We start from the raw sequence: 26,828 nt of genomic DNA, 5'->3' as shown, positions 1-26,828 counted from the left end.
ATGAAGGTATTTGAATTATGTAAGTTTTTAATTGACCGTAAACGTTATGGACATGCGGCAATGTTGAATAAGGTAAATGTCTTTTATGCTAATAATCAATTGGAAGATCAAGAATACACAGAGTTATTAACCATAATGGATGCACAACAAACGCAAGCAGATGCTTAGCGTTATTTTTATTGTCAAAAAATTATTAGAGCAAACTTTACTACTTTGTGATTACATTGAAAATGAAAGGAGTGAAGTTTGTGGTAAATATCGTTAAATCAACTGAGTATTGCGATATCTTGAAACAAGTTAAAATTCAGGATGGAGAAAATGTATATGCAATTGAAGAAATTTATGTAAAAGCCCTTAAAAGAATTGAAGTTCGTTTCGCCTGGTATAAAATAAATGAGAATGGTGTATTGAGATTTATTAAGAGTGCATTAGATTTAGAAAAAGAAAGTTTGTTTGAATTGTTGAAAATGTCCATTGAAGAAGGGATTTTCGCGAAAGAACAATTCCATGCTCTGTCTAAATAAATTTTAACTAAAAATAATTTTATTGCCTTCCACTAACATTAGTGGAGGGCTATTTTATGCATAAGGAAGGTATCCAATGAAAACAGACACATTATATACATCACTTGTAGGCGGCTCCGTGGCAGGGGTCGCCTATTTTGTTGGTGGCATTGACCATTTAATCAAAGCATTCACTATCTTTATGGCGATTGATTATATTTTAGGCGTTATGGTTGCGTTTGTTGTGAAAAACGTTGATAGCAGAAAAGCATTAATCGGACTGTTTAAAAAAGTGGCCATGATTTTGATGGTGATTGCTGCAGTACAACTGGACTTAGCAACAGAGAGTGGGAACTTTATGCGCAATGCCATGATTCTTTTTCTAATTGGTATGGAAGGAATCAGTATGATTGAGAATCTTGGAAAGTTAGGTTTGAAAGTACCAAAGTTTTTAACGAACGCTTTTAAACAGCTACAAATCGACAACGATGATAAAAAGGATGATAAACAATGAGTGTTACAACAACATGCCGAGATTTAGGCGAATTACTATCAGTAGCGCAAACGGCTTGCAGATTGTTATTTCAAGAGTGTTATAAAGCAGGAATTCAAAATATCTTCGTCACGGAAACTTACCGATCGCAAGCACGCCAAAATTATTTGTATCGGCAGGGGCGTACAAGACCAGGCAAAATTGTAACGTGGACACTCATAAGCAATCACACTTCACGATTAGCATGGGACATTGCCGTAGCTCCCCCGAAATCCTTATATGATGTAGATACATTAACAAAAGTCGGGGCAATCGCTCGTAAGTTAGGTATTACGTGGGGCGGTGATTGGGCACGCAGAATTGACCGTCCACATTTTGAAGTGAAACAGAATTGGAAGATGCCTAGAGGCTACAAATTAGAAGGACAAGTAATTGTACCAAGTAACAGCAAATTGAAAGTCCAATTAATTGTGAAAGACAAGAAGGAGGAAATCAAAGTGGCAAATACAATTTGGAATCCTGGTTCACCAGCGATGAGAACTGAAACAGAGAACTTTATTGCACAGGCTGTAAAGGATGGTATTGTTCAAGCTTCACATTTGAAAGATTTGCAAAATGGTCTTATGACAACGGATCGTTTGATTGGTTTGTATATTACGATTCAGCAAAGACGTAATAAATAAAATAGAAAGACCGCTCTACCACTTAATCATTGTGGAGGGCGGTCTCTTGATTAATACTCTCTTACTTCAAATGAAGCAATCTTGTCGTGTACAATATATTCAGTTACTTTTTTATAAGGTGAGATAGTTTTTGTGAATTTGAAAGTTGAAGTACCTTGAGCACTTTCAAACCAATTCAAGTAATTATTTAAAACAGTATTAGTAACATCATATTCTTTTGTAATACCGTTTACTAGTGTGATACTAAGGATAGCACTAGAAGATTCATTAATTGGTTTTTTAACAATCACAGTGCTAGAAGCAGCAATATCAGTGTTTTCTATTTTTGCAGTTATGATTGCTTGGCCTTCACGAATAGCAGTCACATTTCCATCCTGATCTACAGTGGCAATTGATTCATCACTACTTGTCCAAATGACTTTCTTATTTGAGGTGTTTTCTGGATGTATCGTTACTGTTAATTTATCTTTGCTACCTTCTAATAGCTCAAGTGTATTATTATTTAATGTGATAGATTCAGTTTCTAGACTTCCTTGCTTCTTAACAGTTACAATACAGTTCGCAGTAATATTAGTATTTGCTATTTGTGCTGTGACCGTAATCACGCCTTCTTTAATAGCAGTTACTTTACCGTTTTGGTCTACAGTAGCAATACTTTCATCACTACTTGTCCAAATAATATTTGCGCTGTCTGGAGTAACTACAGCAGTAAGCTTTTTTGCTTCACCTTCAGATAGTTCTAGATTATTTTTGTCTAAAGTAATGGAGTCTGTATTAGGAATATCATTCTCAGATATTAAAAATCCATCTACATCAATAGCGTCTATTGCAAAATACTCATTCTTTATGTTGTTTGTTATATCTATCTGAACTTTGTGTTTACCATAAGGCAAATCTACTTTTTTGTAGAATACAGTCTGTGAGCTAGAATCACCTCCTTTTGCCGAAGCTGATTCTGAAACACCATCTATATTGATTGAGAAAGTCGCTCTATTACTATAGATGAAGTCAAGTAACATAAATTTAGTTCCTTCAAAAAAGAAGGTAAAACTCATATCTTTAGCAGTACCTTCTATACGTGTTCCCTTGTATAAGGATGAACTTGAAAATGAATGCATATTTGTATATTTTACCAAAGAGTTTGGAACATCATATCTTTTCCAACCAATTTCAGGTTTTAAAAGTCTACTCCCAACTACCGCACTATTTTCAGGGGTATTATTTAAATTTGTTACTCCTTCTTCGTAATCAGCGAGGTCTGCTGCAGATGCACTTTCAAAACCAATACTAACAAAGGCTAAGAATGTTATAGCTAAATAAAAAAACCCTTTTTTGAACAAATTAATCACTTATGTATCCTCCTTCTAAATGTCTAAGGGCATTGTTCTAAATACCCTGCAGTAACAACTTTAACCATTAATAATTTAATTTACCATAATAAAAATCGACACTTTTTGATAATTAAGAAGTAATAATAAGAAATAAATCCATTTTTTAGGTGTGTAACAACCCACAACCAATGCTATCTCGTTACACAAAAAAAGTCACGAAAGTCACGAAAAAGTCACATTTCTCCCGAAAACATGTGAATTTGGGCGAAAACAAGTTTTTGTACATTCGTAAGAAACCTTGCTATAATGGGCTTTGTGATTACATATGAAAGAGGGTAAAAGCATGAATGCTTACGACGAATATATGAAACAGGTAGTGAAGCCGATGCGTGAAGAGTTGGTGGAGGCTGGATTTAAAGAGCTGACAACGGCGGATGCTGTTAATGAATTTATGGCGGAGGCGAAGGGGACTTCTTTGGTTGTTATCAATTCGGTATGTGGATGTGCGGCAGGGTTGGCTCGTCCAGCGGCTCGGGAAGCGGTAGCTGCGGTTAAACCGGATAATCTTGTAACTGTATTTGCAGGGCAAGATCCTGAAGCAACTGCTGCAATGCGTGGTTTTTTTGAGGATGTACCACCAAGTTCACCATCAATGGCCATTTTAAAAGATGGGGAATTGGCTTACTTTATTCCGCGTGAACAAATTGAAGGCTTCCCAGTGGAGCAAATTACTGCACATTTAACAGGTGTTTTAGAGCAGACATGCGAGAAGTAAAAACAATTGTCACTACAGCGGGCAGACCAGACGACTTGTCGATGATGCTCGCTGATTTTGTGTGTAGCAAGTTAGATGCTCCCTTTATCCCTCGTCATAAACGCTCAATCAGTAAACTTGCAGAGGACTTTCAGGCGAATATCATTGTAGCAGGGAAAAATCGCTATGAATATTATGCATTTGGCGCAGAAGAGCCCTTTTTCTTTCATCCGAATTCCGCAGCATTTCGCTTAAAGCGAGTAGCGAGGGGAGAAATGGAGCCGTTTTTAGAGGCGGCACAGCTCAAAAAGGGCGATTCGGTCTTAGATTGTACGCTCGGTTTAGGTGCTGATGCGATGTTAGCCGCATTTACTGTTGGTCAATATGGAAGAGTGGTGGGACTGGAAGCGAATCCAAATGTGGCGTTTATTGTAGCGCATGGTATGAATACATATGATACCTCGGAGCTTCCGTTAACGGCCTGTATGCGGCACATAGAAGTGGTACAAGCAGAAGCGGTTGCTTATTTAAAATCACAGCCAGACAGTGCATTTGATGTTGTCTATATGGACCCAATGTTTGAAGAAATTATTGAGGAATCGAATAATTTTCAGGCACTTAGGGCAGCGGGAGCACATGTAACTTTAACTGATGCATGGGTCGAAGAAGCGAAACGAGTGGCTAAAAAGCGTGTTGTTTTAAAAGCTCATTATAAATCAGATTGGTTTGAAAAACATCATTTCTCCAGATTAACGCGTTTGACTTCAAAATTTCATTATGGCGTTATTGAGAGACAATAGACGACGGGAACAGACATCATATCATGTCTGTTCTTTTTTTCTTGTAAAAAAAATTTTAGCGTAAATGAACGTTATAAAAGAGGTTTCTACAGAAAAAGGGCTTAGCAAAATTTTTCCTGTAATTGTGTTAACTTTTATTAAATTATCTATATTGTCTTACTTTTTTCGTTGCCACTCGTGTTTCTCATCCGCTTGTAGTCATACTAAAGATGTAAAGCCTTTACTCTTCATCCTAACATTTACGTTTTTCATCTGTTCTTTACGAAAGGGCATGTGATCTGGTCATTTGGCATTATGTCAATATCCATTGAAGGCATTACGGCAGGCATATGATTTGTCTGGAAGTATTCTATTTATTAATGGTGTAGCTTCACTCTTAACGCTAACTACAAAACCACTTGCTTTAGCAAAAGGGCTTAAAAAATTATTAAAACTATTACGAAGTTATGTGTACCAATTGAACAATTTTCTTTAATGATTGTTATTGCCATTTGTTTTAAACAAATATATTGAGTTACAACGGATTGTCCTAGCTCAAACATCTATAGGCTTGACATTCAATTAATGGCTTTTATAAAGCGTGTTTTTTTCTTTATTCCCATTATTGTTTACAACTGTTCAAAGGGCAGATCGCCTTCGCGATTCCATTGAAGCAAGAAGCTATAGTGATGGCAAAGAGCGTACAAGCTATATTGAACTCGCTATGGGAAAGAAGATTTGATTGACGATTTTGATTGTACTAGTTTTTATTACTATTAAATGGGGTGGTGTTTAGATGGTTATTTTGGAGTCGTCATTGATTATGAAACAAGGTACATTACCGATATTATCGCACTTAAATTTACCTGTTGTGAGCGTTATTATCCTTGTTATAAATGCCATGAAGCGCACGCACAATATGCTAAGAATTGACGATTCAAACCTATATGGAGTCAACGTCCTGCGTTTTTAATGAAAGATGTGCAGCTCATTATCCTATTTATTTTACCAAGCCATAGTTTATAGTGAAAAATGTGATTTTACTTTATAAATTTTTTGTGCTATAATTAAAAACGTGCTATTTTAGGTAGCATCTTTCAGTAATCTGGCATTCTGCTTTTTGTTTTTTAGGATACTTATTCACACTGGCGCATGCTTTGGGGCTGCAAGGACGCAAAAGAAGGTTGGGTTTGCGTTGCTTAAGTTAGAGAGCACACAGTGGAATTTTACCGCGGTGAAGAAACGAAACGTTTCGAAATAATATTCCCCAGATGATTGGGTTGAGACTTTACAATTTACAGAAATGTTACCTATTAAATACTAAAGGGGTAGTTCCGCTAAGGCGAGGCTACCCCTTGTCCAATTTCGGATAGGAATAAAAATAATAAGTATATGTGATTTAGCACCTGCTTTTTTATAAAAAGTTAGGTGTTTTTTTTAGTTTTTTCTCCTAAATTACGACATATATCGACAAATTATCATGGGTTATATTACCGTTTACTATTGTGGGAAAATAAGTAATAATAAAGTGCGGAGTTTTTTAAAAAATCAAATATATACTATTTGACTGAAAAATTCTGAAAAAAGATTGAAACGAGGGTGTGGCATATGAAACAAGTAAACGAAGTACCAAAAAGTGTATTGAACCAACTAGCAGAAGTAGCTCAGCAACAACAAGAAAGTTTGGAGGCACTTGTAGCATTCTATTCCCAAGAAAGGTTGTTAGTTCGACTGGCAGCTTCTTCCTATGAAGATCAATATTGGCTATATGGCGAATTTTTATTAGGGACATTGACCAATGATATTGTAAAGTCTTCTTCTGGAATTACATTATGCGCCAAAAAAATGGCCAATAAAGAAAGTATCATCAAACATGCTTTCAAAGAAATTTCTACAGTGAAAGTAGCCGAAGATGGGGTTGCGTTTGTCAGCGATGAAATAGAAGTATCCTCTAGCGGTGAAGAAGAAGTTCAAATTAGGATTCCTGCGCAAATAGGGCACATAACAACATACATAGAAATAATAATAACTTTATTTAATAGTGCTTCTATGGCTCCTCGAAAAATTGCAACCGCATTATTGCTAAATAGTTCGTCAACTGAACTATTAGCGTATCCGACAGAGCTCATCATTGCACATAAATTTAATACCATATATCGATACCCAACATTAGAAGAAACGTTGAAAGATTATTATGCAATTTATTTACTAGCAAGTACCCAAAATTTTGAAGGTCGTGTATTACAAGAGGCTATACTCGATACATTCGAACGACATAAAACGACAATTGAAAAAAATCCGCCAGTGTTCTCGAATCGTTTTGATTTGGATGAAAGCAAGAACAAAGCATGGCAACAATTATTAACGCAACAAGTATCCTTTGCTAAAGTTCAAAAACTTGTTCACCAATTTTTATGGCCAATTTATAATCAAATTGAAGTAGAAAATGAATTCTTTGAAAATTGGGATTATACATGTGGTAATTGGCGATAAAACATTGAAAAATCCGCGAGCTCAAATAGCGTTCGCGGATTTTTTATCTGTATCTTTAATTTATCCGACATTTTCTGGACTTAAAATATCGGATATAGTAGGTTGTTTTTAATTATGATAGATAGCGAAAGGAGTGATATTAATGGATTGGATTGTAAGAATAAATAGAGTAATGGATTACATTGAACAAAATCTATCCGGTAAAATAGAAGCCAAAGAGGTAGCAAAATTAGCATGTTGTTCTGAGTACCATTTTCCTAGAATGTTTTCAGCTATAACAGGATTTACATTGGCGGAGTATATTAGGCGAAGACGTTTATCGCAAGCTGCATTTGAACTTCAAAACAACAGCACTATTCGAATTATTGACCTTTCGATTAAGTATGGATATGATTCACCTGATGCCTTCAGCCGTGCTTTTAAGAACCTCCATGGGGTTACTCCAACATTAGCTCGCAAGAAAGGGATTGAATTAAAAGCCATCCCAAGACTCTCCTTTCATATTTCAATCAAAGGAGATGTAGAGATGGATTATCGAATCGAAGTATTAGAAGTTGAAGTTGAAATTGTAGGTGTGAAACAAGAAGTTAGGACAGCTGATGCTTTTATTGATATTCCTAAATTGTGGGAAGCTGCGAATAAAAATGGATTGTTACAAAGATTAATAAATATGTCATGGGAAAGCCCACAATGCAAAATGGAAGGGATTTTAGGTGTTTGCGGCAAACAAGCGGCAATTACAGATGAAGAATTTGATTATTTTATGGGATGCCGCTATTCGCAAAAATTCCCCAATGATATGGAGAAAATCGTCATCCCTAAAAATACAACATGGGCTGTTTTCCCAAATATCACGGATGCTTGGAACCGTTTATATACTGAATGGCTGCCATCGTCCGGATACGAATTGGCAGACCTGCCTTGCATTGAAAATTATTTAGCACCTGATCGCATTCCTAGTAATGAGCTTTGGGTTCCTGTCCTACAAAAATAATTTTTAAAACAAATTTACTGTGCATATAGATGTAAGTTGAAGAAGGCCACTCTACGAAGGGTGGTCTATTTTATTGAGTAAAATCGCTAAACAGAAACAACGAGGTAAGGTGTGAGAGATGTAAAATATAAATGTTAGACCAATCTAGAAATGGTTTTAATGCGCCATTCATTTGCATACAGTGGGGTGAAAGCAATCATTGAAAGGATGTGAAGACACGATGAAAGTGAAGGTTAAAGAATGGCGTGTAATGTCCGATCATAACAAACAATTATTATTAAAAGCGGTAGCTACGAAATAAAATCTTAATGAGTGTCTGAAAAGATAATCACTAACGAATAGCTAAAACAATTAAATAAAATATTGACACTTACTTCGGTAGGTGTTTTTTTATTATAAACTGTTGGAAGCACTATAGCTCTACTAACAACCGCTTTGCAAAGGCTTGTTTAGATAATAGCAGGTTAAATGGTATGATAGGAATAGATTGGTAAATCAGATATAAAAAATGAGAAGGGAGGTAGTGTGAATGGAAGTTAGAAAGCCGAACAACTTTGAACTAGATGAAATCATTGCGCTTTCGCCACAAGCTTTATTTGATGGTACATTGGGCGGAGTAAGGGCAACCAATGAAAAAGTAATGAACCTTATTGAACCACTTCTAAATAAAAGATGCTATTATTTAATCGCAACAGAGAATCATAACTTAATGGGATGGATTCTAATTGGTGAAAATAAAGACCAATTTACGGAACAATTAAATGGCTTTATTTATGAGCTATATGTAAAAGAGGCCTATAGAGGCAAGGGTATTTCGAAAGTATTAATGAATGTTGCTATTGAGCAATTGAGACAGGAAGGATATTCAGAAGTCAGACTTAGCGCTTACGTAGGGAACCATGCGATAAAACTATATGAAAAAATGGGGTTTAGTTACAGAACCGTAAGTATGAATTTACAATTGTAAAAGTCCTTAATCATACACAATCCAAATAAGTACCTGGTTGTATTTAATAATCGATTGTTTTTGTATTATGGATTTCATAAGTCCATTCAAAATTATTTGCTTATAGCAATCGTGCACTCAATAGGAGCTTTACATGTTAAGGGAATAACAAAAAAGATTGAAGCCAAAGAGCTTCAATCTTTCTTATTCATACATTTCTGTATATGCGTTTGCCGTATTTGATTAGCCCTACCAAGCCCCTTAACAGCACCTAATAGAAGCTTAATTTACATCATGTTGCAATAAAAAAATTTGAAAATAATAGCAAAAACCTAAGTGATACGGCATTATACATACAAACTGTGTTCGGTATGCATAGTAACTAAATTAGTCAGTGAAGCATAAAGAAGTTAAGTAACCTAACATTAATAAAAGACCAATACCCATTGCGATTGACATACTTTGTACCTCCTTTTAAAAAACGACACATTTATACATAAATTATTGTACAATGAAATGTAGAAATATGAAACCTTTTATTGGTTGGAACGTATTATATTATAAGTAGAATTACCAATTTGTACATAAAAGAGAAGGTGTTAATTAATGAAAAAGTGGGTTCAAAAAAGTATCGTAATTATGGTTGCGTTTTTAACATTTGGATTAATTACGCCAACACATGAAATTTGGGATGCATTCGATCAAAACCCTTCGAATCGCGCCTCTATCGGTCCTTCTCCTGGGACAAACACTGCGCTAGCCGCTGAACCCGAAGCAAAAGCGGATGAAGCAACTGAAATACAGCAAAGTGCGATTGACTACGAAGCACTTCTAATTGACGCAGCGAAAGAGCAATCGTATATGAAGTTTGGAACAAAAATCGGCCCTAAAATTAGCAATGAATTTGATTCTATTATCTTCCCTAAAATAGAAGAGGCAATAGCGATGACAGTGGCTAACGTTGAAGAGGGATCAATGGCAAATCTCACAATTACTGAAAAACCAAGTGGCAACTATGGTGAAAAAATTTTCAATATTGTTAATAACGAAACAGGCAATGATTTAATTCGCTTCCATGTGCGTACAGAAAAGCGCCCACAAGAAGGCTACTACTACAACTTCCACTATCACAGTGCCGAGGATGATTTTATGGCTCACAACAATCTCGGTGATATTTACTGGGAAAAAAACACACCACCGAAGTGGTTGTCATGATATATAAGGGTTTAGGGGCTGTCTCTTAGAGATTAGCCCCACTTTTAGCCCCAATTTCAATAGCGCGGTCAAAAGTGTCGATAATTTTATCTTCCATTTCCCTCAATACATGCCCATATGTTGTATAAATCATTTCAGGTGTGTTCCCCAATCGTTCGGCAATCGCCCTTACTGGTACACCATCGTTCATTAATATAGTAGCGTGTGAGTGCCTAAGAGAATGGATGGTGCATTCTTTTAGCCCAGCGCGTTTAACAATCCTTTTAAAGCCTTTGTGTAGAGTTGTCAGTGGCATAGGTATCATACTTTCTAATGAAAGAAATACATAATCCTCATCCTCTAGCTTTTTTCCGTATGATAACAAATTTTCTTTGATTACCTTTTGATAACGAATTAACTGATCAATGACATTCTTACCAACTTTGATTTTACGTTCACTATTTTTTGTTTTAGTTGTTCCAGTACCATGAATTGTCCGATTCCGAATAATATTAATAGCTTGCTTTTCAAAGTCAATATCCAACCACTGAAGACCTAACGCTTCGCCTTTTCGCATCCCAGTATAAGAGAGCAAAAGTAAAATTGAATAGTAGGTTTCATCTTCATATTCTTTTGCGTAATTTAGCATTACACTTAGTTGATCGGATGTGAGTATGTTTAAACCAGCTTCTTTATTTCGAGAAGAGGGCAAGCTTACGCCTTTAAATTTATTCTTATGAAGTATTTCTTCTTCAATAGCTGCATTAACAGCGATTGAAAAAATTGAATGTGCTTGCCGCACTGTACCTGGTTCATATTGTTTTTCTAGTACGTTAATAAATTCACGTTGATAAGTGGCTTTATCCAACTTTTGAAGTTTGTAGAAACCTAATAACGGTTTTATATTTAAGCGGATAATTATTTCTCGTTGAGTTACAGTCGAATTTTTCCACTTTCTTTTACTTGTTTCGAACCACAAATCTAGCCATTGAGCGACAGTTAAGTTATCATTTTCTATATGTTTAGTTTCACCTCGCAGCGTTTGAGCCTTCACTTCGAATAAGGCTTTTATAGCTGCTTTTTCTGTTTTAAAGCCACTTTTTTTCTTCTCTTTGCGTTTGCCCGTTAAGTCATCATAATACTTATGACGGAACATCCACAATTTTTCACCTTTATTATTTAGGTAGGAATAGACTTCTTTTTCTTTTGTTGATTTAATTAATTCCAATGTAATTACATTCCCTTCATCGCGTTTGGTGAGCATGTGTGTAGGGATGAAATTATTCTAAAATTATTTATGGTATTTATATTGTGTTGATTCTCCAAAATATAACATTTTAGGGTTCTGTTCTTTTCTTGATAAGTAATCCAAATAATCTTCACGCAGTGAGTTATACTCATTTTCGATATCTTTATCAGAAGGGTAATTCTTTTCTTTACCTTCAAATAATTTGATTAGCATTTCGATTTCATCTTTTTCTAATTTATGCCCATTTATATAAAAATGTCGAGGGAAAATAGGATTGATAAAGTCCTCTAATTGAACATGTTTTTTTCCTTTAAAATTGAGAATATAACTTTCTCTTTCTTGTTCTTGGATTTCATGTTCAATCCATCCATCTTGTTCTTCTGGAGTTAGGTTGTCAAATGGGTGTCCGCTAATTAAATATGCTGGTTTTATATTACCAAACTCAGCAATTTGTATTAATCGTTCTTCACTTGGTATACTCACACCTCTTTCCCAGCGTGAAACTATGCTGTCACTTGCGATAGGAGTAAATTTTTCCCCAAATTCTTTTAGTGTCAATTGCATACTTTTTCTAATGGATTTGATTCGTTGGCCAATTTCTTTTTTTTCTTGTTCATTATATAAGTTTGTCACAATACCTCTCCTTTAATGTTTTTTTCAATATATCATAAGTAACGAAAAAAAACGACTTAAAAATGACGCGAGATTATTGATAATAGAAAAAAATGTGTTATTATTAATTTGTAAGACGTAAAAAAGACGTAGGTGGTGGTTGGTATGCGTTTGATTTCAGGGTACAGAAAAATGACAGGGCTATCTCAAAAAGAGATGGCAAATAAATTGAAAATTTCAGAAGTTACCTATAGGAATAAGGAAAATGGAAAGAAATATTTCAATGAAGAAGAAATTAAGCAGTTTTTTGAATTAGTGAGATTGGTAAAACGTGATGTAACTATCGAAGAAATTTTTTTTAGTTAAAAAATGACGCGAAAAAGACGAGGTGTGTATAGGTGATTCCAGCAAAATTAGAGGTAGTCGTAGATGGGCAGTTAGTAAAAGATGAAGTGAAAAAACAAGTTAGTTCAATAGTATACAACCAATTATGGTTTGTAGATTTAGAAAAAATTTCAGAATTAACATGCATGTCGAAACGTTGGTTAGAGGATGAAATAGTGAGTAATGTGCGTATGAAAGCAATTGAGATTAAAAAGAATCGCAAAAGATGGTGGCCAGCTGAAAAAGCTTTTGAAGTAATTAGCGAAATAACTGAATCGTGGTAAAAAAATAAACGCTTTTGGTGAGCGAGTATGTACAGGAATAAAAAACATGACGTGGCTTAGAAAGTAGGTGAGAACCAATGCGCAAGGAGGCCGTTGAACAAATATTAGCAGATTTACCTAAGCATTATTTTGCAATACATCATAAAAAATATACAAGTCAGCCGCTACAACACGAAATGGGTAAATTGACAAACGACTTCAAACGCATTGGTTCAGGAACACGGTATAGTATCAACGACCTTTTTATAGCTTGTGGTAGTGGTCAATCCATAATACCGAGTAATTTCGAGATTGAAGAGGATGGCAGTATTTTAGGGAAGTTCCGTTTTGTTTCATCTTCACTAATTTTAATTGATGTGGATGATATTAATTGTAAAACGGATCCGAACGCTGTTCTTAACAAATTGAAAGATATATGTTCCGGTCTTTTCTATACTTTCAATCACGGATTCAAAGGGCATCGATACAGACTTGTATTTCAACTCGATAGACCTTTAACTGATGAATTTTTATATAAGCGTGTCACGGAGTTGTTAGCCGATGATTTATCTCAGCTGGGTGTACCAGTGGATAGGCAAGCAAAAAATCCTACTTTACCAATCAGAACCGGTATAAAAGGTTATGTTATTAATGACTTTTCAGCATTTTTAAATGTTACCGAATATACAGAAAGGGCAAAACGAGAGCAGGTAAAAAAAGCTGAAAAAATAAAGCAGTCTTTTGATACTGAAATGAAGTATAAAACAACTTTTTTAGAGTTGAAGGAAATGGCAGAAAAGGTTGGATATATTTCAACAGGGAGTGGTTTGGGTGAGGTATGGAAATCAATTGTTGTAGGTATCAAACATCATGCAAATAGCGGAGCGATTACTCAAGATGAAGGATGGCAGCTATTTGATATTGTTTCAGGTGGTGAACAATCACCAAAATCTTGGGAAACATTACAAGCGAGTGGGCAAGCGACTATAGCAACATTAGTTTACCATGCGATAGAAAACGGATATAAACGAAAACCTTATCGTTATGCGCTGGAAAATGTTCGTAAACAGTATCATAACGAACGTCATAAAGTAAAAACACATATACCCATAGAGTTAGCCACTGACCTAATTGAACGTAAACAACGAATTTTAGTAGATAGCCCTACTGGGAGTGGAAAATCAACTTCATTTATCGGGGCATCAAAACAATTAGCCAGTTCTGATAACTATAAGTTCTATATTTTTTCGGTCCCAACTAGAGCGTTAGTTGAACAATTAGCAAAAAAACATCAAGTGTTGTCTGTAAAAGGGGAAACAGAAGGGATCTACAAAGCTATATTCGCTTATCAGAAAGCCGGAAATCGAGTATTTATTACGACATATGATATGGCAGCGAATTTGATGAACTGTCTAGAAGATTGGTTTCCAAATAAAGCGAGGTTTTGTTTAATTGTAGACGAAATCCATAAGTATGTGACGGATTATAGCCGAGCCTATCGCTATGAAGCTATTACAAATTTACATGATGCAAGTTTGAGAGCGACGTCATTTATCGGACTATCAGGCACAACAAATGATGTATTAAAATCTGAGTTTGACGCAATTGTAGAAATTGATAATGGGAGAGCATCTTCACCATGTCAAGAGTTCGCGGTTTACACATATGACAAACAAAAGGATGCAATTCCGCTTTTAGTACAACTCATAGAAGCCTGGACCATTCGAAGGAAATTATTAATATATGTCCAGTCAAAAGAAAATTTATCTAAGCTATATAATTTATTGCGAAAACGTGGAATTGTTACACGTACCGTAAGTGCAGCTGAAAAGAAAAATAGAACTTATAAATCACTGGTAGAAAATGAAACAGTTCCTGATGATGTTCAAGTAATTCTTGCTACCAGTGTTATAGCCGATGGGTTAAATATCGCTAACAATTTGGAGTGGGAATGTATCGTTGTAGCAAATCATTTTTCGGATATGTTTAATGTTTCGACATTAAAACAGTGTTCTAATAGATTTAGAAATGAGTATAGACGTTTTTCAATTTTTATGCAGAAGCCAACAAATCAAGAAACTGAACTATTCAACATAGATGGTGCATATGACTATATTTACTCTCTTTCTAATCGTTTTGCTGATACATTAAATAAAGAATTTTCTTCAAAAGATTTATCGCTTTTCCGAGCTTCAATTATTGAAAAGGAATATGGTTTATACGCTGATAACGAATCGGTAAAAATTGATACTTTCTTTTTACGTCACGAAGCAGGAAAAGCACAGGAACGATTTTATCGAGGGCGTAGATTGAGTTTTATAAAAGCGATTGAGCGAATACTTCATAAAAAAAATGTTGGCACATTAAATCTTAATGAAGCAGTAGCTAATAAAACCTTAGACTTATCTACTATTGAAAAAGAACTCTCCGAACTTGAGGAAACTATTGAATTAGATCACGACACACGTAAGGGAAATCTAGAAAAACTGTTTACAAAAGATATTTTCCGAGCTTTTCAAGACCGTGATGAATTAATACTGAGTGATTTCAAGGAGCTAGTGTTACCTGAACAATATGCATGCATCGAAAGGTTATACGGTATTACGGATTTTAATATATGCCGAAAAATCGTGTTGCTATGGAAAAGAAAAGCTGATACCTACGCATTTTACAATAAAGTCCAAAGGTTAGTTGATATTTGGCACTTTGAATCATTGGTACGTACTACAGAGACAAAGAAAATTTATAAGGAATTGGTGAAATTAGGGGAGCGCGGAGCATTGGATAAAGATTTTATTGAAAAGCAGGTGATGTTAATTGCTAGGAAGCAGCGTGTTCAAGTGGAAAAAGTAAAAAAAGTATTGAAGCAATTCTTTTTTAAACAATACGAGCGCACAGAAACAGTGCGCTTTACTCGAATAACTCCATTGAATATTGAAGTAATTGCTACTTCGTTCGATATGGATTGCGCTACTTTGAGAAAAGTGATTGGCAACTATGCGCAATTGCAAAACAAAACTATGAGAGTGGTTATAGAAAGTGTATTAAATAGATTGGAAGCTGCTGAACAAGCCGAACTTCAATTAATTTGAAACATCAAGTGAAGGTTCCGCAAACCCTTGATATAACTAGATTTCGGATGACACTTATTACTTAGTTAGTTTTTCTTATTATATAAAACAAATATCGCAATAAGTGTCATCGAAAACACTGTAATACCAAGGGTTTGAGAGGTGCATGGTTGACGTTTTAAGTTCGAAATTTCCGAGTAGTTCAAAAAACACATAAAAAAGAATAAAAAACATGAAACAAACATTCAAAAAATGGATTCTACAATTTACTTTCATTCGATAAAGCATGGCATTTATATAAAAAAGGAGAAATAGAAATGACATTCAAAAATTGGCTATTAAATTGTTCAGATTACAGTAGATACGGGTGTTTAGCAGTAGGTGTTGAAAATGACAAAACATTTCCGAACACCAACAGTTATATAGAAATGTTTAACTATCTTGTTGAAAATAGTGCTGGTGAGATGTCTAAACAAATGTTTAAAGATGCATGGGAGGAATACAGTAAACATAATCAAAAAATGAACGTATGACAAAAGGAATAGCAGGAATAAGATAGCAACTTACAAAAATGGAGGTAAAAATAATGAATCAAATTAACAAAGATATACTAAATTACATTAACCAAAATCCAGGTACAAGCTATATTGAAATCGAACGAATTTTTGATGCAAATAAGTTCAATTACGAAGGAAATCTTGATATATGTAGCAGTGAAAACAGAAATATTATTTTTTGGAGAGGATGGAATGAAGAGGCTATCAATATTTTGACAGAATTAAAGAGAAAGGAATTGATAGAGGAAGTAGCAACAAGTAAATTCGTTTATCTTATTGATGGTAAAGTATTGAATCTTCCACTTGTAACAGGGGCATATAATTATAAAAAGCATCATTGGTTGCCCACGGTATTTAAAGTAAAGAAAAAGTGATAATAGTTTTATTTATTACTACTTCATATTTCTAATAGTAACAATTAAACAAGGTAGGTGCTGCACATGTATGAATGGTTGCGGGATTACCAACGAATTGAAGACGATATTGCCTATCTTGAATTTAATCTCGAACAATCACAGAGAGAATTAAAGCGCTGGGTAGAGGGGGATTTAGTAGGCGTTAAACTAACCGCTGAATCAGATGGTGCCAAGCTTGAAGAACGCATTGAGCGGATTAAAAATGAATTACAAATCAAAGAAAAAGAACGTGAAAATTTCATTAAGCTCATAAGTAAATTCAAAGGATTGGACCACAAGATCCTAAAACTCAAGTATGTGGATGGACTGACACTTGAAGACATCGCAGAGGAATTAAGCTACAGTGCCAGTTACATTTATAAGAAGCATGCGGAAATCGCTAAAATGATTCGATTCGCACACGAAATAAAACTTTCACTTTACTGACACCCAGTAAGCTGAATAGAATCTATTGAAAAATCGAGATATTATAAGAGTATCAAAAAGCGCACGGAAATGCGTTAAAAAATATTATCTACAATAATAAACACGTTCGCTTGTACGTGTGTTGCTACAAACAAGCATTCAACTTAATAAGACGATTGCGGAGTCGTCAACACTACGGAGAGGCTACTATATTGGTAGTCTCTTTTTTATGAGAATAATGTATCTCCTATATATGCAACGGCATATAAAAATGCAAATCCTAAAATGATTGCAATGATTGGGACAATAATTTTGTTTCTAATAAATTGCATGATACCACTCCTATTACTTATAATTTTTAATTATGAATCAAATTTCTTATAATGACAATACATTCCATTTACTCTATCATTGTAGGTAGATGGGAGGTGTTATTATGACAGAAACATTAGAAAAAGTGGAACGAAAAATCACTGAATTAAATGTTTTAGCAGATCACATTAAAGAATTGGTAGAACGACAAGAAAAAATACTTATTGAATTATGGAATCAAAAGAAGGAAATCGCAGCACTTATTAAAGAAAATGGCTATAAATTTTGTCATCCATCAATCGAATATCATACTTCAAGAGGGCCGATTTTAGCTTATTCAAAAAAAGAAAATACTTTATATGCTTTCGAGATAGGCAGAGGACTCATTAAGGTAAATCTATATTCAAACGAAGTAAATGGTGCGAGATGGAAAGAAATAATTCAAAATGGATGGTTTGAAGATGCTTATCAAGGAATAAAATATCTTGATAAAATGATTGATGATTATATTAAAGATAATAAGCAGATTATTGAAGATATGCAAAAGCAAATACTAAGTGCGAATTAATTAGTTAAGTCACATCTAACAAGGTGTGGCTTTTTATTATAACGAGACAGTGGCGGAATAGGTAGACGCAATGTAGTGGTGTAGCTAATGGCTCTTGGTAATAGGGCGCTGAAGCTCCAGCAATATCGGGCAGAAACGAGATACCATGAAATTTACCATACAAGGTGCAAATCCTTGTCTGTCTCATCTTACAAATTGATTACAAGTCTGCATTCATTTGAGTGTAGGCTTTTTATTATGCCTTGAAGTCCGATGGATGTATTAAATGGACTTTGCAAGTAGGACTATGAATTGTGGAGGGCTGAACAATGGAATTAACAAAGGCTGAAAAGATTGTATTAGTATCTATGGTTACTGATTGTATAGGTGTTGAAGTACTTATCGAACTATGCGGAAAAGAATCAGTTAGCAAACTTGATGTAATGGCAATTGATTTGGCAGGTAATACAACTCCAAACGAAATGAGTGAGATTGGTCCAAGTGCTGTTAAGAAATTAGTTACCAGTATATTAGATGAACCAATTAAACAAGGGGAGGAATGAACAATGCAAGTTTGTGAATGTATGAATGACTCTTCTCATGTATTTAAAGGTAGACATTTAGATGGTGTAACTTGCCCTATTTGCGGTAGTCCTGTTTTACCTAAGCCTTATGACAAGGAAAAGATAAGAACTTACCATATTACAGAGACTTAAAGAAACTAAGCGGTAAAAGATTCATACAGAGTCAATGTTTAATATGCGAACATATTCAACGGAATGAATCCTATGACAAAGCCATTGATGTATTTGTGTGTGAGAAATGTAAAGGTGCTTCAGTTGATACATGGACTAAGAACATTAAATATCCATCAAAACCAAAGTCTACAATCACGATTGATTTGAACTTCGATGACAAATCTAAATTAAAGTTACGAGCAATCGCAAAGCATGTAGGTGCGTTGGCTGATGAGTTGGATGCTATTGATAATGCATGGCAATGTGAGTGTGGCTGTGAAGAAAAAGAAAAAATTGAAATAGATAACGAAACTTTATTTGTTGCTTGCTTTAAGTGCGGTAAACCAATTGAAAAGGATGAACTACCAACACAATTAGAAGGTACTGACTAACAACAATGCAAGAATACAAATCAATTGAACAAAAGCGTAAGTTCTATGACAGTGGTGACTGGAAACAAATGCGTGCTGAAGTAAGGAAACGAGACAACAAGGAATGCCAGGAATGCAAACGTAATGGTCTTGTTCAAATCGATGATGCAAACCAATTAAACAATGATGGCACACGAAAGAAGATACAACTCGTTGTCCATCACATCAAAGAACTAGAAGACCATCCAGACTTAGCACTCGATATAGATAATCTTGAAACACTTTGCGTTGATTGCCACAATCGTATTCATGGTCGAGTGTTCAGTAAACCAAACAAATGGAGAGATGATGAGAAATGGTAATACCCCCGGGTCAAAAAGTTTTGCGATTTTTTAAATCGTGGGCACCGGGGAGGGGGTGTTCTGTCCAGATTTTTTTAATATAGCTATTTCCACGCGAGAGGGGGGAGGGGGTTAAATTATGGATTTAGAAAAATTGAAAGCACAGCTGATGAGTCGAATCGATACAGACGATTTACTCGAAGTGAAAAAAGTGGAGCGGTATATTGAACTGCTTAAACTTGATTCGCAATGTGATGAAGTCTTAGCGCGCGATGGCTCAACCGTCACTATTGAAAATGGAAAACAACGATTCGTTAAAAGTCATCCGGCCATGACTGATAAAACAAAAATAAACACGCAATTAATCGCTTTGGAGAAGTCATTTAACTTTGTCGATGAAGGATTGCCCCCTGCTACATCAACTGTGGAAGGTAAAAGCAAAGAAGAATACTCGGAAGATGATTTAATTTGATTAGTAATAAGTATGTGGATGAATACATCCAACTATATGAATCTGGACAAATCAAACTTAATAAAGAACGAATCATGTTGATTGAATATTTGCTAGAGCATGTATTAAGTCGAGATGATTTATATTTTGATGACGATATGATTGAAAAATGTATCCGATTCGGTGAGAAGTGGTATTTCCCTTTGCAACCGTTTCAGAAATTTTTAATCGCATTCGTCTTTTTATTTTTCAAAAAGAATGACCGTGTGTTTTATCGAAAGCATTTATGGATGCTTGGTCGTGGTGGTGGTAAGAATGGTTTGATTTCTGTTGTTACTCATTTTTTAATCGGACCACATCACGGGATTAGAGAATACAACGTCTCAATTGTTGCCAACAGTGAAGAACAAGCTAAGACTTCATTTGATGAAACTTACAACGTTATTGGTCGAAACAGCATTTTAAAATCGATGTTTTATCGAACAAAAGAAAAGATCACAAGTAATAAAACTGACTCGATATTAAAGTTCCGTACTTCCAATGGCGAAACAAAAGATGGTTTACGTGATGGTGCTGTTGTATTTGATGAAATTCACCAATTTGAGAGCAATAAAGATGTTCGTGTTCATATTTCAGGGCTAGGTAAAAAGAAAAATCCACGTGAGTTTTACATTGGTACAGATGGTTATGTACGCGATGGATTTTTAGATGGTCAAAAATCTAAGGCTCTCAAAGTATTAAAAGGTGAAGCACGGCCAAATGCATTGTTTCCTTTCATCTGCAAATTGGATGAGGAAAAAGAAGTTGATGATATTGAGAGCTGGGAAAAAGCAAATCCGATGCTTTGTCATCCACGAAGTGAATATGCTCAAGGGCTATTCGATACGATTTATGAAGAGTATGAGGATTTAGAAGATGATCCTACGAATCGTGAGGAGTTCATGACAAAGCGTATGAACTGTCCTGTGACCGATTTAGAGCGTTCTGTTGCTAAGTGGGAAGAAATACTAGCAACTAATCGAGAGATGCCTAATTTACACGGTAGAGAGGCTATAGGAGCCATTGACTTTGCAAGTATACGAGACTTCGCAGCATGTGGTTTGTTATTCCGTGAGAATGGTGATTACGTTTGGAAAACTCATTCTTATGCCAGAAAAGAGTTTGTTGATAAATACTACAGCTACAGCAAAAAACAAGATGCTGAAATGGCTGGCAAACGTAAATTTGCACCTATACGAGAATGGGAAGAACAAGGTCTTTTATCAGTTGTGGAAGGCGAAACGATTGACCCGAATTTAGTTGTATCCTGGTTTGTTGAAATGCGAAATTATTACGAAATCAAAAAAATAATCGGTGATAATTTCCGAATGGAAGTGTTAAAGCCTTTATTTGAAGCAGAAGGATTTGAAGTTGAGATTATTCGTAATCCGCGGGCCATCCACAGTTTACTGGCACCACGAATCGAGCTTGCTTTTGCCAATCGTCAAATTATATTTGGGGACAATCCTCTAATGCGTTGGTACACAAACAATGTGCTAGTTGTTATCAAAAAAGATGGCAACAAAGAGTATCAGAAGAAGGAGCCTATACGTAGGAAAACAGATGGCTTCCAAGCATTTGTACATGCCATATATCGAGCTGATGAAGTAGCCGGAACGGATATAGGTAGCTCATTGGATGCACTTAACGCATTGAATTTCTAGAGAGGGGGTGAAAGCATGGGATGGCTACAAGATGTGCTTAATAAAAACAAAGAAATTGGTAAGATGTTTGATGAATTTGACTTTTTTGGGATTGAGACAAGCCAACGAGCTTATCTGAAAAAGATGGCTTTAGAAACTTGTATTAATTTTATCGGAAGGACTATTTCACAGTCTGATTTTCGAATAATAAAGAACAAGAAAAGGCAAAAGGATGATTGGCATTATTTGCTGAATGTTCGTCCTAATACAGACCAAAGTGCATCAGACTTCTGGCAAGATTTTATTTACAAATTGCTTCATGAAAATGAAGTCTTAGTTATTTTAACTGATAACAATGACCTTTTGATTGCGGATAGCTTTGATCGAATTGAGTTTGCTGTATATCCTGATATTTTTAGAAGTGTCACAGTGAAAGATTACACTTTTCAACGATCATTCAATATGGATGAAGTTATTCATATAACATACAACAATGAAAAGTTAACTGAGTTCATGAGTGGAATGTTTGAAGATTATACAAATCTATTTAGTAGGATGATTGAAACAAACATGTTTGCCAATCAAATTCGAGCAATGGCTGAAATGGATTCTACTCAAAAACTAGATGATGAAAATACAGGGAAATTACAAGTTTTCATCAATAAGTTATTTGGTGCCTTTCGTCGCAATGCATTTGCTATTGTCCCTAAATTAAAGGGATTTAACTATGAAGAAATTGCAGATGGTTCAAATAGTGGTAGATCAGTTGAGGAACTAGGCAATCTTAAACGTGACTTGATTGATGATGTGGCCAACATTTTAGGTATCCCTACATCATTGGTACACGGTGATATGGCTGAATTCGAAACCGCAATCAAAGCATACATCAAGTTTTGTATTGCTCCTTTAGTCAAAAAAATCGAAGATGAGCTCAATGCAAAGCTAATTGATAAAAAGGATTTCTTGAATGGCTTCAAGATAGAAGTGAAGGGTGTCACAGAAACGAGTGTAATCGAAAACTCCGAAGCTGTAGACAAATTAGTTGCTTCAGGGGCATTTACTCGAAATGAGGTGCGTGAATTGTTTGGGGCAGAACGTTCTGATAATCCAGAGTTAAATAAATTTGTTATTACTAAGAACTATCAATCTACTGATACCATTGAAGGAGGTGAAAAGGATGAAGCATAAAATTAAAGGCGATATCACTAGCTGGAACTCAACTATTTACGATTTTAATTATAAAATGCGTAACGTAAAAGAAGATGAGGATATTACTCTTGAAGTCAACTCTTATGGTGGCGATGTTTTCTTAGGGATTGACATTATGAATACATTACGAGCTCACAAAGGTACAGTGACAGTTATCGTTACAGGTATCGCAGCAAGTGCCTGTTCTATTATGGCCATGGGCGCAGATATAGTTAAAATGTATTCAAACACTCAATTAATGATCCATCATGCATGGACTTACGCAGCAGGTAATGCTAAACAGTTACGTAAAATAGCAGACGACTTAGAAAGTATTGGTGAATCTGTTTTAGCATCATATACTCATCGTGTAGATGAAGAGACAGTTAAACAGTTACTTGATGAAGAAAAATATATGTCAGCTAAAGTTGCTAAGGAATATGGATTTATCGATGAAATTATTGATGGTAATGCTGAAGAAGTAGAATCAGAAATGTTTTCTAATAAAGCACTAGAATTTAACAATGCACTTGCTGCCACTTCTTCAACTGTGGAGGACAACAAGTTATTACAAAAAGTTAGCGATTTAGAAAATCAAGTAATTCAATTGCAATCTCAATTAAATAAATCAAAAGAGGAACCTAAACAGCCGCAAATTGCTGCTAAACGAAAAGGGTTCTTTTTTAATACTTAAAAAATAGGAGGTCAATTAAATGACTATGAAATTAAAAGGTAAAATGGAAAACTTCAACGCCAAAAAACAAGCGTATATGGATTTAGTAAAGGCAGAAAACTCAACCCCTGAACAATTAGAAGTTGCGTTTAATGATATGTTTGCTGCTTTACAAACGGATTTAACAGAACAGATTACAAATGAAGCACGTAATGAAGCGCATGATGCTCAAATTTTATCTGCACGTGGCCAGAATGTATTAACTTCTGAAGAACGCAAATTCTTCAATGCAGTTGTGCTAGAAGGTGGATTTAAAGAAGATACAATTCTACCAATCACAACGCAAGAGCGTGTATTCGAAGATTTAGTTACTGAGCATCCTTTACTTGCTGTAATCGGCTTACAGGATCTAGGGGCTATCACTCGCTTTATTTATTCTGATCCAACCAAAACATATGCATGGGGCGCTTTATTTGGTGAAATTAAAGGTCAAGTTAACACAGCATTCCGTGAAGAACAAATTGGCCAATTAAAACTAACAGCTTTTGCAGCTATTCCAAAAGATATGTTAGAGCTTGGACCTGAATACGTTGAACGTTATGTACGTGAATTATTAGTTGAATCTTACTCAGTTGGTTTAGAGTACGGCTTAGTAAATGGTCGTGGTCCAGCTCAAAACGAACCAATTGGTTTAATGAAAAATGTTGATTCTTCAACAGGTGCAGTTACTGACAAAACATCTTCAGGTAAATTAACATTTGCACCATCCGAGTTTGGTCAGGTTGTAGCTGGAGAATTACACGATGTAATTAAAGCATTATCAAAAGATGCAAAAGACAAGTCTAGAAAAGTCTTAAATAAAATTGTGATGTTAGTGAATCCAATCGATGCCATTTCAGTTCAAGCTCGAAATACAATTCAAACATCTAACGGTCAATGGGTTACTGCTTTACCGTACAACATTCAAGTTGTTGAGTCTGAAGAAATTCCAGAAAAGAAAGCCCTATTCTTTGTAAAAGGTGCTTACTTAGCTGCAATTGCAGGTGGTTACAAATTAAATAAATTTGATCAAACATTAGCTATCGAAGATGCAATGCTTTATACAATTAAGCAATTTGCTAACGGTAAGCCAAAAGACAACAAAACAGCTTTACTTTATGACTTAGATATTCAATTCAATACATCTGTGCCGACTCCTTAATTTTAGGGAGTCTTTACTTTTAGGAGGGATAAAATGACTCACAAAGTAGTTAGTCGTTTCAAGGAAACTAAGCACGATGGACATATTTATGAGGTCGGTGATAAATATCCTGTGGAGGGCAAGAAGGCGACTAAAGCGCGATTGGAAGAGTTGTCGACTACGAAAAATAAATACAACCAAGTCTTTATCAAGGAAGTCACTGAAACTCCTAAAGTTGAGGAGTGATTCTAGTGGATGTTATTACACAAGAAATTTTAGAAGAGTTTAAAATTCGTATGCGACTAGGTGACGATGAAGACGACAATTTGAAGCGCATTTTAAAAGCCTCGCACGACGATTTACAGCGCATTTGCGGTGATTATGATATAAACACTCACGAAGTTTTTAAAGAGCTTGTATTCGAGCGTTCTCGCTATGTTTACAATGATGCACTTGAATACTTCCACAACAATTTTCTAACGCAAATCAACAACCTTAGTATCGCTAAAGCACTTGAAAGTAGTGAAGTCGATGAAACAGTTTAAATATAACGAAAACAATCATTCTGGTTTATATCGTCATCGAATTTTAATACGAAAACGCACTTTGACTACAGATGAATTGCTACAAGAAATCGAAACGTTTGAGGACTACGGAAGCTATTGGGCCATGATTAAAACGCTAAAAGGTAGCGAAATAATGGATGCCGGAAGAGAGCAAACAAAAGTCGAGAAACGTTATGTGTTAAAGTATGCAAAATCACTAGATGAATTTATTGATAGTGAGCATACGAGTTTTGAAGTGATCCAGAATGGTGTTGTGTACGATGTTAAAAGTGCGCTTAATGATGATGACATGAACATTACTGTCACAATTGTTGTAGAAGGGCGGTCATCAAATGGCAACAAATATAAATAACCTTGCTGCTGAAATTAATCGCACTTTAAGAAACTATGCTCATGGTGTTGGAGAAGATATAGAAAAGGTTGCTGAAAAAGTAGCTAAAGAAGGCGCTCAACAACTTAAAGCTCGTTCTCCAGTTGGAGTAAGACATCGTTATGCTAAAGGTTGGAAAGCTAAAAAGATAGGTAAACAATGGGTCGTCCACAATATTGAATATCAGCTTACTCATTTACTTGAAAAAGGCCATGCAAAAGTTGGTGGAGGTCGTGTTCCAGCAAAAGTGCATATAGCACCAGTTGAGGATGAAATGATTGATGAATTTGTTCAAGGAGTAGAGGAGGCGATACGAGGGTGACATTAATAGAACTTGCACAGAAATTAAAAGCACTTGGTTATCCTGTTGCTTATTCACATTTTAAATCAGTACAAGCGCCTCCCTTCATCTGCTACTTAGTTGTGGACGGCGACACATTTAGTGCAGACAATACAGTTTTATCAAAAGTTACTTATGTAGATATAGAATTATATGTAGTAGATAAAGATTTGACTGCTGAGAAAAAAATCGAAGATATGCTAACAGAAAACGAACTCCCTTGGTCTTATGATGAATTATTCATCAAAGACGAGGGAGTTTTTAAATGCACATATTCAATTACTTTAATTAATTAAAAGGAGCGATTAACACTATGAAAGAAAACAAATACCCAATGTTAATGCCACTAGATATTCAAATGTTTGGTGAAAATAAAGTACGTTTTGGCTTAAAGAATGTTCACTATGCGGTAGCTACAGAAGGAGCAGATGGGAAATTAACATACGCAACACCAGAACGTTACCCTGGTGCAGTTTCTTTAAGTCTGGAACCGCGAGGAGAAACATCAGAGTTTTATGCAGATGATCGTGTTTATTACGCAACAACGGTAAATAACGGATACGAAGGCACATATGAAGCTGCTGAACTACCTTTGAAGTTCCGTGTAGATGTAATCGGAGATCAATTAGATGAAACTACAGGTGTACTTACTGAAACGGCAAATTCAAAACCGAAAACAATTGCGTTAATGTTTGAGTTTGATGGTGATGTAAAAGCTACACGTCATGTATTATATAACGTTACTGTGAGTCGTCCTGGTACATCAGGTGAGACAAAAACAGAATCAACAGAGCCAACTACACAAGAATTATCATTCATTGCTGCACCAACTGTAGATGGTGTCGTTAAGCGTGCTACAACTGGCACAACAACACCTGAAGTTTATGATGCATGGTATACAAAAGTATTTGAACCGACAGTAGTACCAACACCTTAATAAATT

General features: G+C 35.3%; 34 protein-coding genes and 1 pseudogene. 32 read left to right on the top strand and 3 right to left on the bottom strand.

The window, feature by feature from the left end:
• The 4 genes from T479_RS23740 to T479_RS11865 all read left to right on the top strand — a co-directional run bounded on the left by T479_RS23740 (position 1) and on the right by T479_RS11865 (position 1,679).
• The gene (locus T479_RS23740; protein ID WP_158497887.1) at positions 1-168 is read left to right on the top strand and encodes a hypothetical protein; all 168 of its coding nucleotides are present in this window, start codon (positions 1-3) and stop codon (positions 166-168) included.
• 80 nt (positions 169-248) lie between these two features.
• Complete coding sequence (locus T479_RS11875) at positions 249-524, top strand: hypothetical protein (RefSeq protein WP_081769896.1); 276 nt, start codon at positions 249-251, stop codon at positions 522-524.
• Between the two features lie 76 nt (positions 525-600).
• Complete coding sequence (locus T479_RS11870; RefSeq protein ID WP_025219697.1) at positions 601-1,017, top strand: phage holin family protein; 417 nt, start codon at positions 601-603, stop codon at positions 1,015-1,017.
• Positions 1,014-1,679, top strand: coding sequence for a M15 family metallopeptidase (locus T479_RS11865; protein WP_025219696.1), 666 nt, complete (start codon positions 1,014-1,016; stop codon positions 1,677-1,679). Before T479_RS11870 ends, T479_RS11865 begins: the two co-directional genes overlap by 4 nt.
• Positions 1,680-1,729: 50 nt before the next feature.
• Here T479_RS11865 and T479_RS11855 read toward each other — a convergent pair whose 3' ends face one another.
• Positions 1,730-3,028, bottom strand: coding sequence for an Ig-like domain-containing protein (locus T479_RS11855; RefSeq protein WP_025219695.1), 1,299 nt, complete (start codon positions 3,026-3,028; stop codon positions 1,730-1,732).
• A gap of 325 nt (positions 3,029-3,353) precedes the next feature.
• On the opposite strand from T479_RS11855, the gene T479_RS11850 reads away from it, so the two are divergent.
• The 7 genes and pseudogenes from T479_RS11850 (at position 3,354) to T479_RS11820 (ending at position 10,191) form a co-directional block, all read left to right on the top strand.
• Positions 3,354-3,785, top strand: coding sequence for a BrxA/BrxB family bacilliredoxin (locus T479_RS11850; protein WP_024364685.1), 432 nt, complete (start codon positions 3,354-3,356; stop codon positions 3,783-3,785).
• Positions 3,773-4,564, top strand: a complete 792-nt coding sequence (locus tag T479_RS11845; protein WP_025219694.1) for a class I SAM-dependent methyltransferase — start codon at positions 3,773-3,775, stop codon at positions 4,562-4,564. The genes T479_RS11850 and T479_RS11845 overlap by 13 nt, the downstream gene beginning before the upstream one ends.
• A gap of 759 nt (positions 4,565-5,323) precedes the next feature.
• Positions 5,324-5,562 (top strand): annotated as a pseudogene (locus tag T479_RS23735) (hypothetical protein).
• A 589-nt stretch (positions 5,563-6,151) separates the two neighbouring features.
• Positions 6,152-7,036 carry a nucleotidyl transferase AbiEii/AbiGii toxin family protein gene (locus T479_RS11835; protein ID WP_025219692.1) on the top strand — a complete coding sequence of 295 codons (885 nt, stop codon included), beginning with the start codon at positions 6,152-6,154 and terminating at the stop codon, positions 7,034-7,036.
• Positions 7,037-7,178: 142 nt separating this feature from the next.
• On the top strand, positions 7,179-8,030 hold the full coding sequence (locus T479_RS11830; RefSeq protein WP_025219691.1) for an AraC family transcriptional regulator: 852 nt from the start codon (positions 7,179-7,181) through the stop codon (positions 8,028-8,030).
• A gap of 529 nt (positions 8,031-8,559) precedes the next feature.
• Positions 8,560-8,997, top strand: a complete 438-nt coding sequence (locus T479_RS11825) for a GNAT family N-acetyltransferase (protein ID WP_025219690.1) — start codon at positions 8,560-8,562, stop codon at positions 8,995-8,997.
• A gap of 585 nt (positions 8,998-9,582) precedes the next feature.
• Entirely contained in the window at positions 9,583-10,191 is a 609-nt protein-coding gene (locus tag T479_RS11820; RefSeq protein ID WP_025219689.1) for a YpjP family protein, read from the top strand.
• A 25-nt stretch (positions 10,192-10,216) separates the two neighbouring features.
• On the opposite strand, the gene T479_RS11815 is transcribed toward T479_RS11820, so the two are convergent.
• Both T479_RS11815 and T479_RS22865 read right to left on the bottom strand, forming a co-directional pair.
• A complete protein-coding gene (locus tag T479_RS11815; protein WP_025219688.1) occupies positions 10,217-11,398 on the bottom strand; it encodes a site-specific integrase in 1,182 nt (393 codons plus the stop codon).
• A 63-nt stretch (positions 11,399-11,461) separates the two neighbouring features.
• A complete protein-coding gene (locus T479_RS22865; RefSeq protein ID WP_025219687.1) occupies positions 11,462-12,052 on the bottom strand; it encodes a helix-turn-helix domain-containing protein in 591 nt (196 codons plus the stop codon).
• A gap of 144 nt (positions 12,053-12,196) precedes the next feature.
• Here T479_RS22865 and T479_RS11805 point away from each other — a divergent pair, with 144 nt between their 5' ends.
• The 21 genes from T479_RS11805 (at position 12,197) to T479_RS11705 (ending at position 26,822) form a co-directional block, all read left to right on the top strand.
• Positions 12,197-12,397 (top strand): helix-turn-helix transcriptional regulator, encoded by a 201-nt coding sequence (locus T479_RS11805; RefSeq protein ID WP_025219686.1) that lies wholly within the window; start codon positions 12,197-12,199, stop codon positions 12,395-12,397.
• A 32-nt stretch (positions 12,398-12,429) separates the two neighbouring features.
• On the top strand, positions 12,430-12,699 hold the full coding sequence (locus T479_RS11800) for a hypothetical protein (RefSeq protein WP_025219685.1): 270 nt from the start codon (positions 12,430-12,432) through the stop codon (positions 12,697-12,699).
• Between the two features lie 176 nt (positions 12,700-12,875).
• Complete coding sequence (locus T479_RS11795; RefSeq protein ID WP_158497885.1) at positions 12,876-15,770, top strand: DEAD/DEAH box helicase family protein; 2,895 nt, start codon at positions 12,876-12,878, stop codon at positions 15,768-15,770.
• Positions 15,771-16,066: 296 nt separating this feature from the next.
• The gene (locus T479_RS11790) at positions 16,067-16,282 is read left to right on the top strand and encodes a YozE family protein (protein WP_025219683.1); all 216 of its coding nucleotides are present in this window, start codon (positions 16,067-16,069) and stop codon (positions 16,280-16,282) included.
• A 53-nt stretch (positions 16,283-16,335) separates the two neighbouring features.
• Positions 16,336-16,680 (top strand): hypothetical protein, encoded by a 345-nt coding sequence (locus T479_RS11785; protein ID WP_025219682.1) that lies wholly within the window; start codon positions 16,336-16,338, stop codon positions 16,678-16,680.
• Between the two features lie 66 nt (positions 16,681-16,746).
• Positions 16,747-17,148, top strand: a complete 402-nt coding sequence (locus T479_RS11780) for a hypothetical protein (RefSeq protein WP_025219681.1) — start codon at positions 16,747-16,749, stop codon at positions 17,146-17,148.
• Positions 17,149-17,563: 415 nt separating this feature from the next.
• Positions 17,564-18,007 carry a hypothetical protein gene (locus T479_RS11775; protein ID WP_025219680.1) on the top strand — a complete coding sequence of 148 codons (444 nt, stop codon included), beginning with the start codon at positions 17,564-17,566 and terminating at the stop codon, positions 18,005-18,007.
• Between the two features lie 308 nt (positions 18,008-18,315).
• A complete protein-coding gene (locus T479_RS11770; protein WP_025219679.1) occupies positions 18,316-18,549 on the top strand; it encodes a hypothetical protein in 234 nt (77 codons plus the stop codon).
• A 248-nt stretch (positions 18,550-18,797) separates the two neighbouring features.
• Complete coding sequence (locus T479_RS11765; RefSeq protein WP_025219678.1) at positions 18,798-19,115, top strand: hypothetical protein; 318 nt, start codon at positions 18,798-18,800, stop codon at positions 19,113-19,115.
• A 5-nt stretch (positions 19,116-19,120) separates the two neighbouring features.
• Positions 19,121-19,456 carry an HNH endonuclease gene (locus tag T479_RS11760; protein ID WP_025219677.1) on the top strand — a complete coding sequence of 112 codons (336 nt, stop codon included), beginning with the start codon at positions 19,121-19,123 and terminating at the stop codon, positions 19,454-19,456.
• 118 nt (positions 19,457-19,574) lie between these two features.
• Complete coding sequence (locus tag T479_RS11755; protein ID WP_025219676.1) at positions 19,575-19,907, top strand: hypothetical protein; 333 nt, start codon at positions 19,575-19,577, stop codon at positions 19,905-19,907.
• Positions 19,904-21,589, top strand: coding sequence for a terminase TerL endonuclease subunit (locus tag T479_RS11750; protein WP_025219675.1), 1,686 nt, complete (start codon positions 19,904-19,906; stop codon positions 21,587-21,589). The genes T479_RS11755 and T479_RS11750 overlap by 4 nt, the downstream gene beginning before the upstream one ends.
• Before the next feature lie 15 nt (positions 21,590-21,604).
• On the top strand, positions 21,605-22,756 hold the full coding sequence (locus tag T479_RS11745; RefSeq protein ID WP_025219674.1) for a phage portal protein: 1,152 nt from the start codon (positions 21,605-21,607) through the stop codon (positions 22,754-22,756).
• Positions 22,746-23,450: a head maturation protease, ClpP-related gene (locus tag T479_RS11740; protein ID WP_025219673.1), complete on the top strand. Its 705-nt coding sequence runs from the start codon at positions 22,746-22,748 to the stop codon at positions 23,448-23,450. The genes T479_RS11745 and T479_RS11740 overlap by 11 nt, the downstream gene beginning before the upstream one ends.
• A gap of 19 nt (positions 23,451-23,469) precedes the next feature.
• Positions 23,470-24,630 carry a phage major capsid protein gene (locus T479_RS11735; protein WP_025219672.1) on the top strand — a complete coding sequence of 387 codons (1,161 nt, stop codon included), beginning with the start codon at positions 23,470-23,472 and terminating at the stop codon, positions 24,628-24,630.
• A gap of 33 nt (positions 24,631-24,663) precedes the next feature.
• Complete coding sequence (locus tag T479_RS11730) at positions 24,664-24,855, top strand: hypothetical protein (protein WP_025219671.1); 192 nt, start codon at positions 24,664-24,666, stop codon at positions 24,853-24,855.
• A 50-nt stretch (positions 24,856-24,905) separates the two neighbouring features.
• Complete coding sequence (locus T479_RS11725; RefSeq protein WP_052599582.1) at positions 24,906-25,154, top strand: hypothetical protein; 249 nt, start codon at positions 24,906-24,908, stop codon at positions 25,152-25,154.
• Positions 25,141-25,527: a phage head closure protein gene (locus T479_RS11720; protein WP_025219669.1), complete on the top strand. Its 387-nt coding sequence runs from the start codon at positions 25,141-25,143 to the stop codon at positions 25,525-25,527. The genes T479_RS11725 and T479_RS11720 overlap by 14 nt, the downstream gene beginning before the upstream one ends.
• Positions 25,508-25,867, top strand: a complete 360-nt coding sequence (locus tag T479_RS11715) for an HK97 gp10 family phage protein (RefSeq protein ID WP_025219668.1) — start codon at positions 25,508-25,510, stop codon at positions 25,865-25,867. Before T479_RS11720 ends, T479_RS11715 begins: the two co-directional genes overlap by 20 nt.
• Positions 25,864-26,181 (top strand): hypothetical protein, encoded by a 318-nt coding sequence (locus T479_RS11710; RefSeq protein WP_025219667.1) that lies wholly within the window; start codon positions 25,864-25,866, stop codon positions 26,179-26,181. The genes T479_RS11715 and T479_RS11710 overlap by 4 nt, the downstream gene beginning before the upstream one ends.
• A gap of 17 nt (positions 26,182-26,198) precedes the next feature.
• On the top strand, positions 26,199-26,822 hold the full coding sequence (locus T479_RS11705; protein ID WP_025219666.1) for a major tail protein: 624 nt from the start codon (positions 26,199-26,201) through the stop codon (positions 26,820-26,822).
• Positions 26,823-26,828: the final 6 nt, after the last annotated feature.

The organism is Lysinibacillus sphaericus, assembly GCF_000600105.1.
Classification (GTDB): domain Bacteria; phylum Bacillota; class Bacilli; order Bacillales_A; family Planococcaceae; genus Lysinibacillus; species Lysinibacillus sphaericus.
Note: the sequence above shows the minus strand (reverse complement) of the source record. Positions and strands in the feature narration are given on the sequence as shown.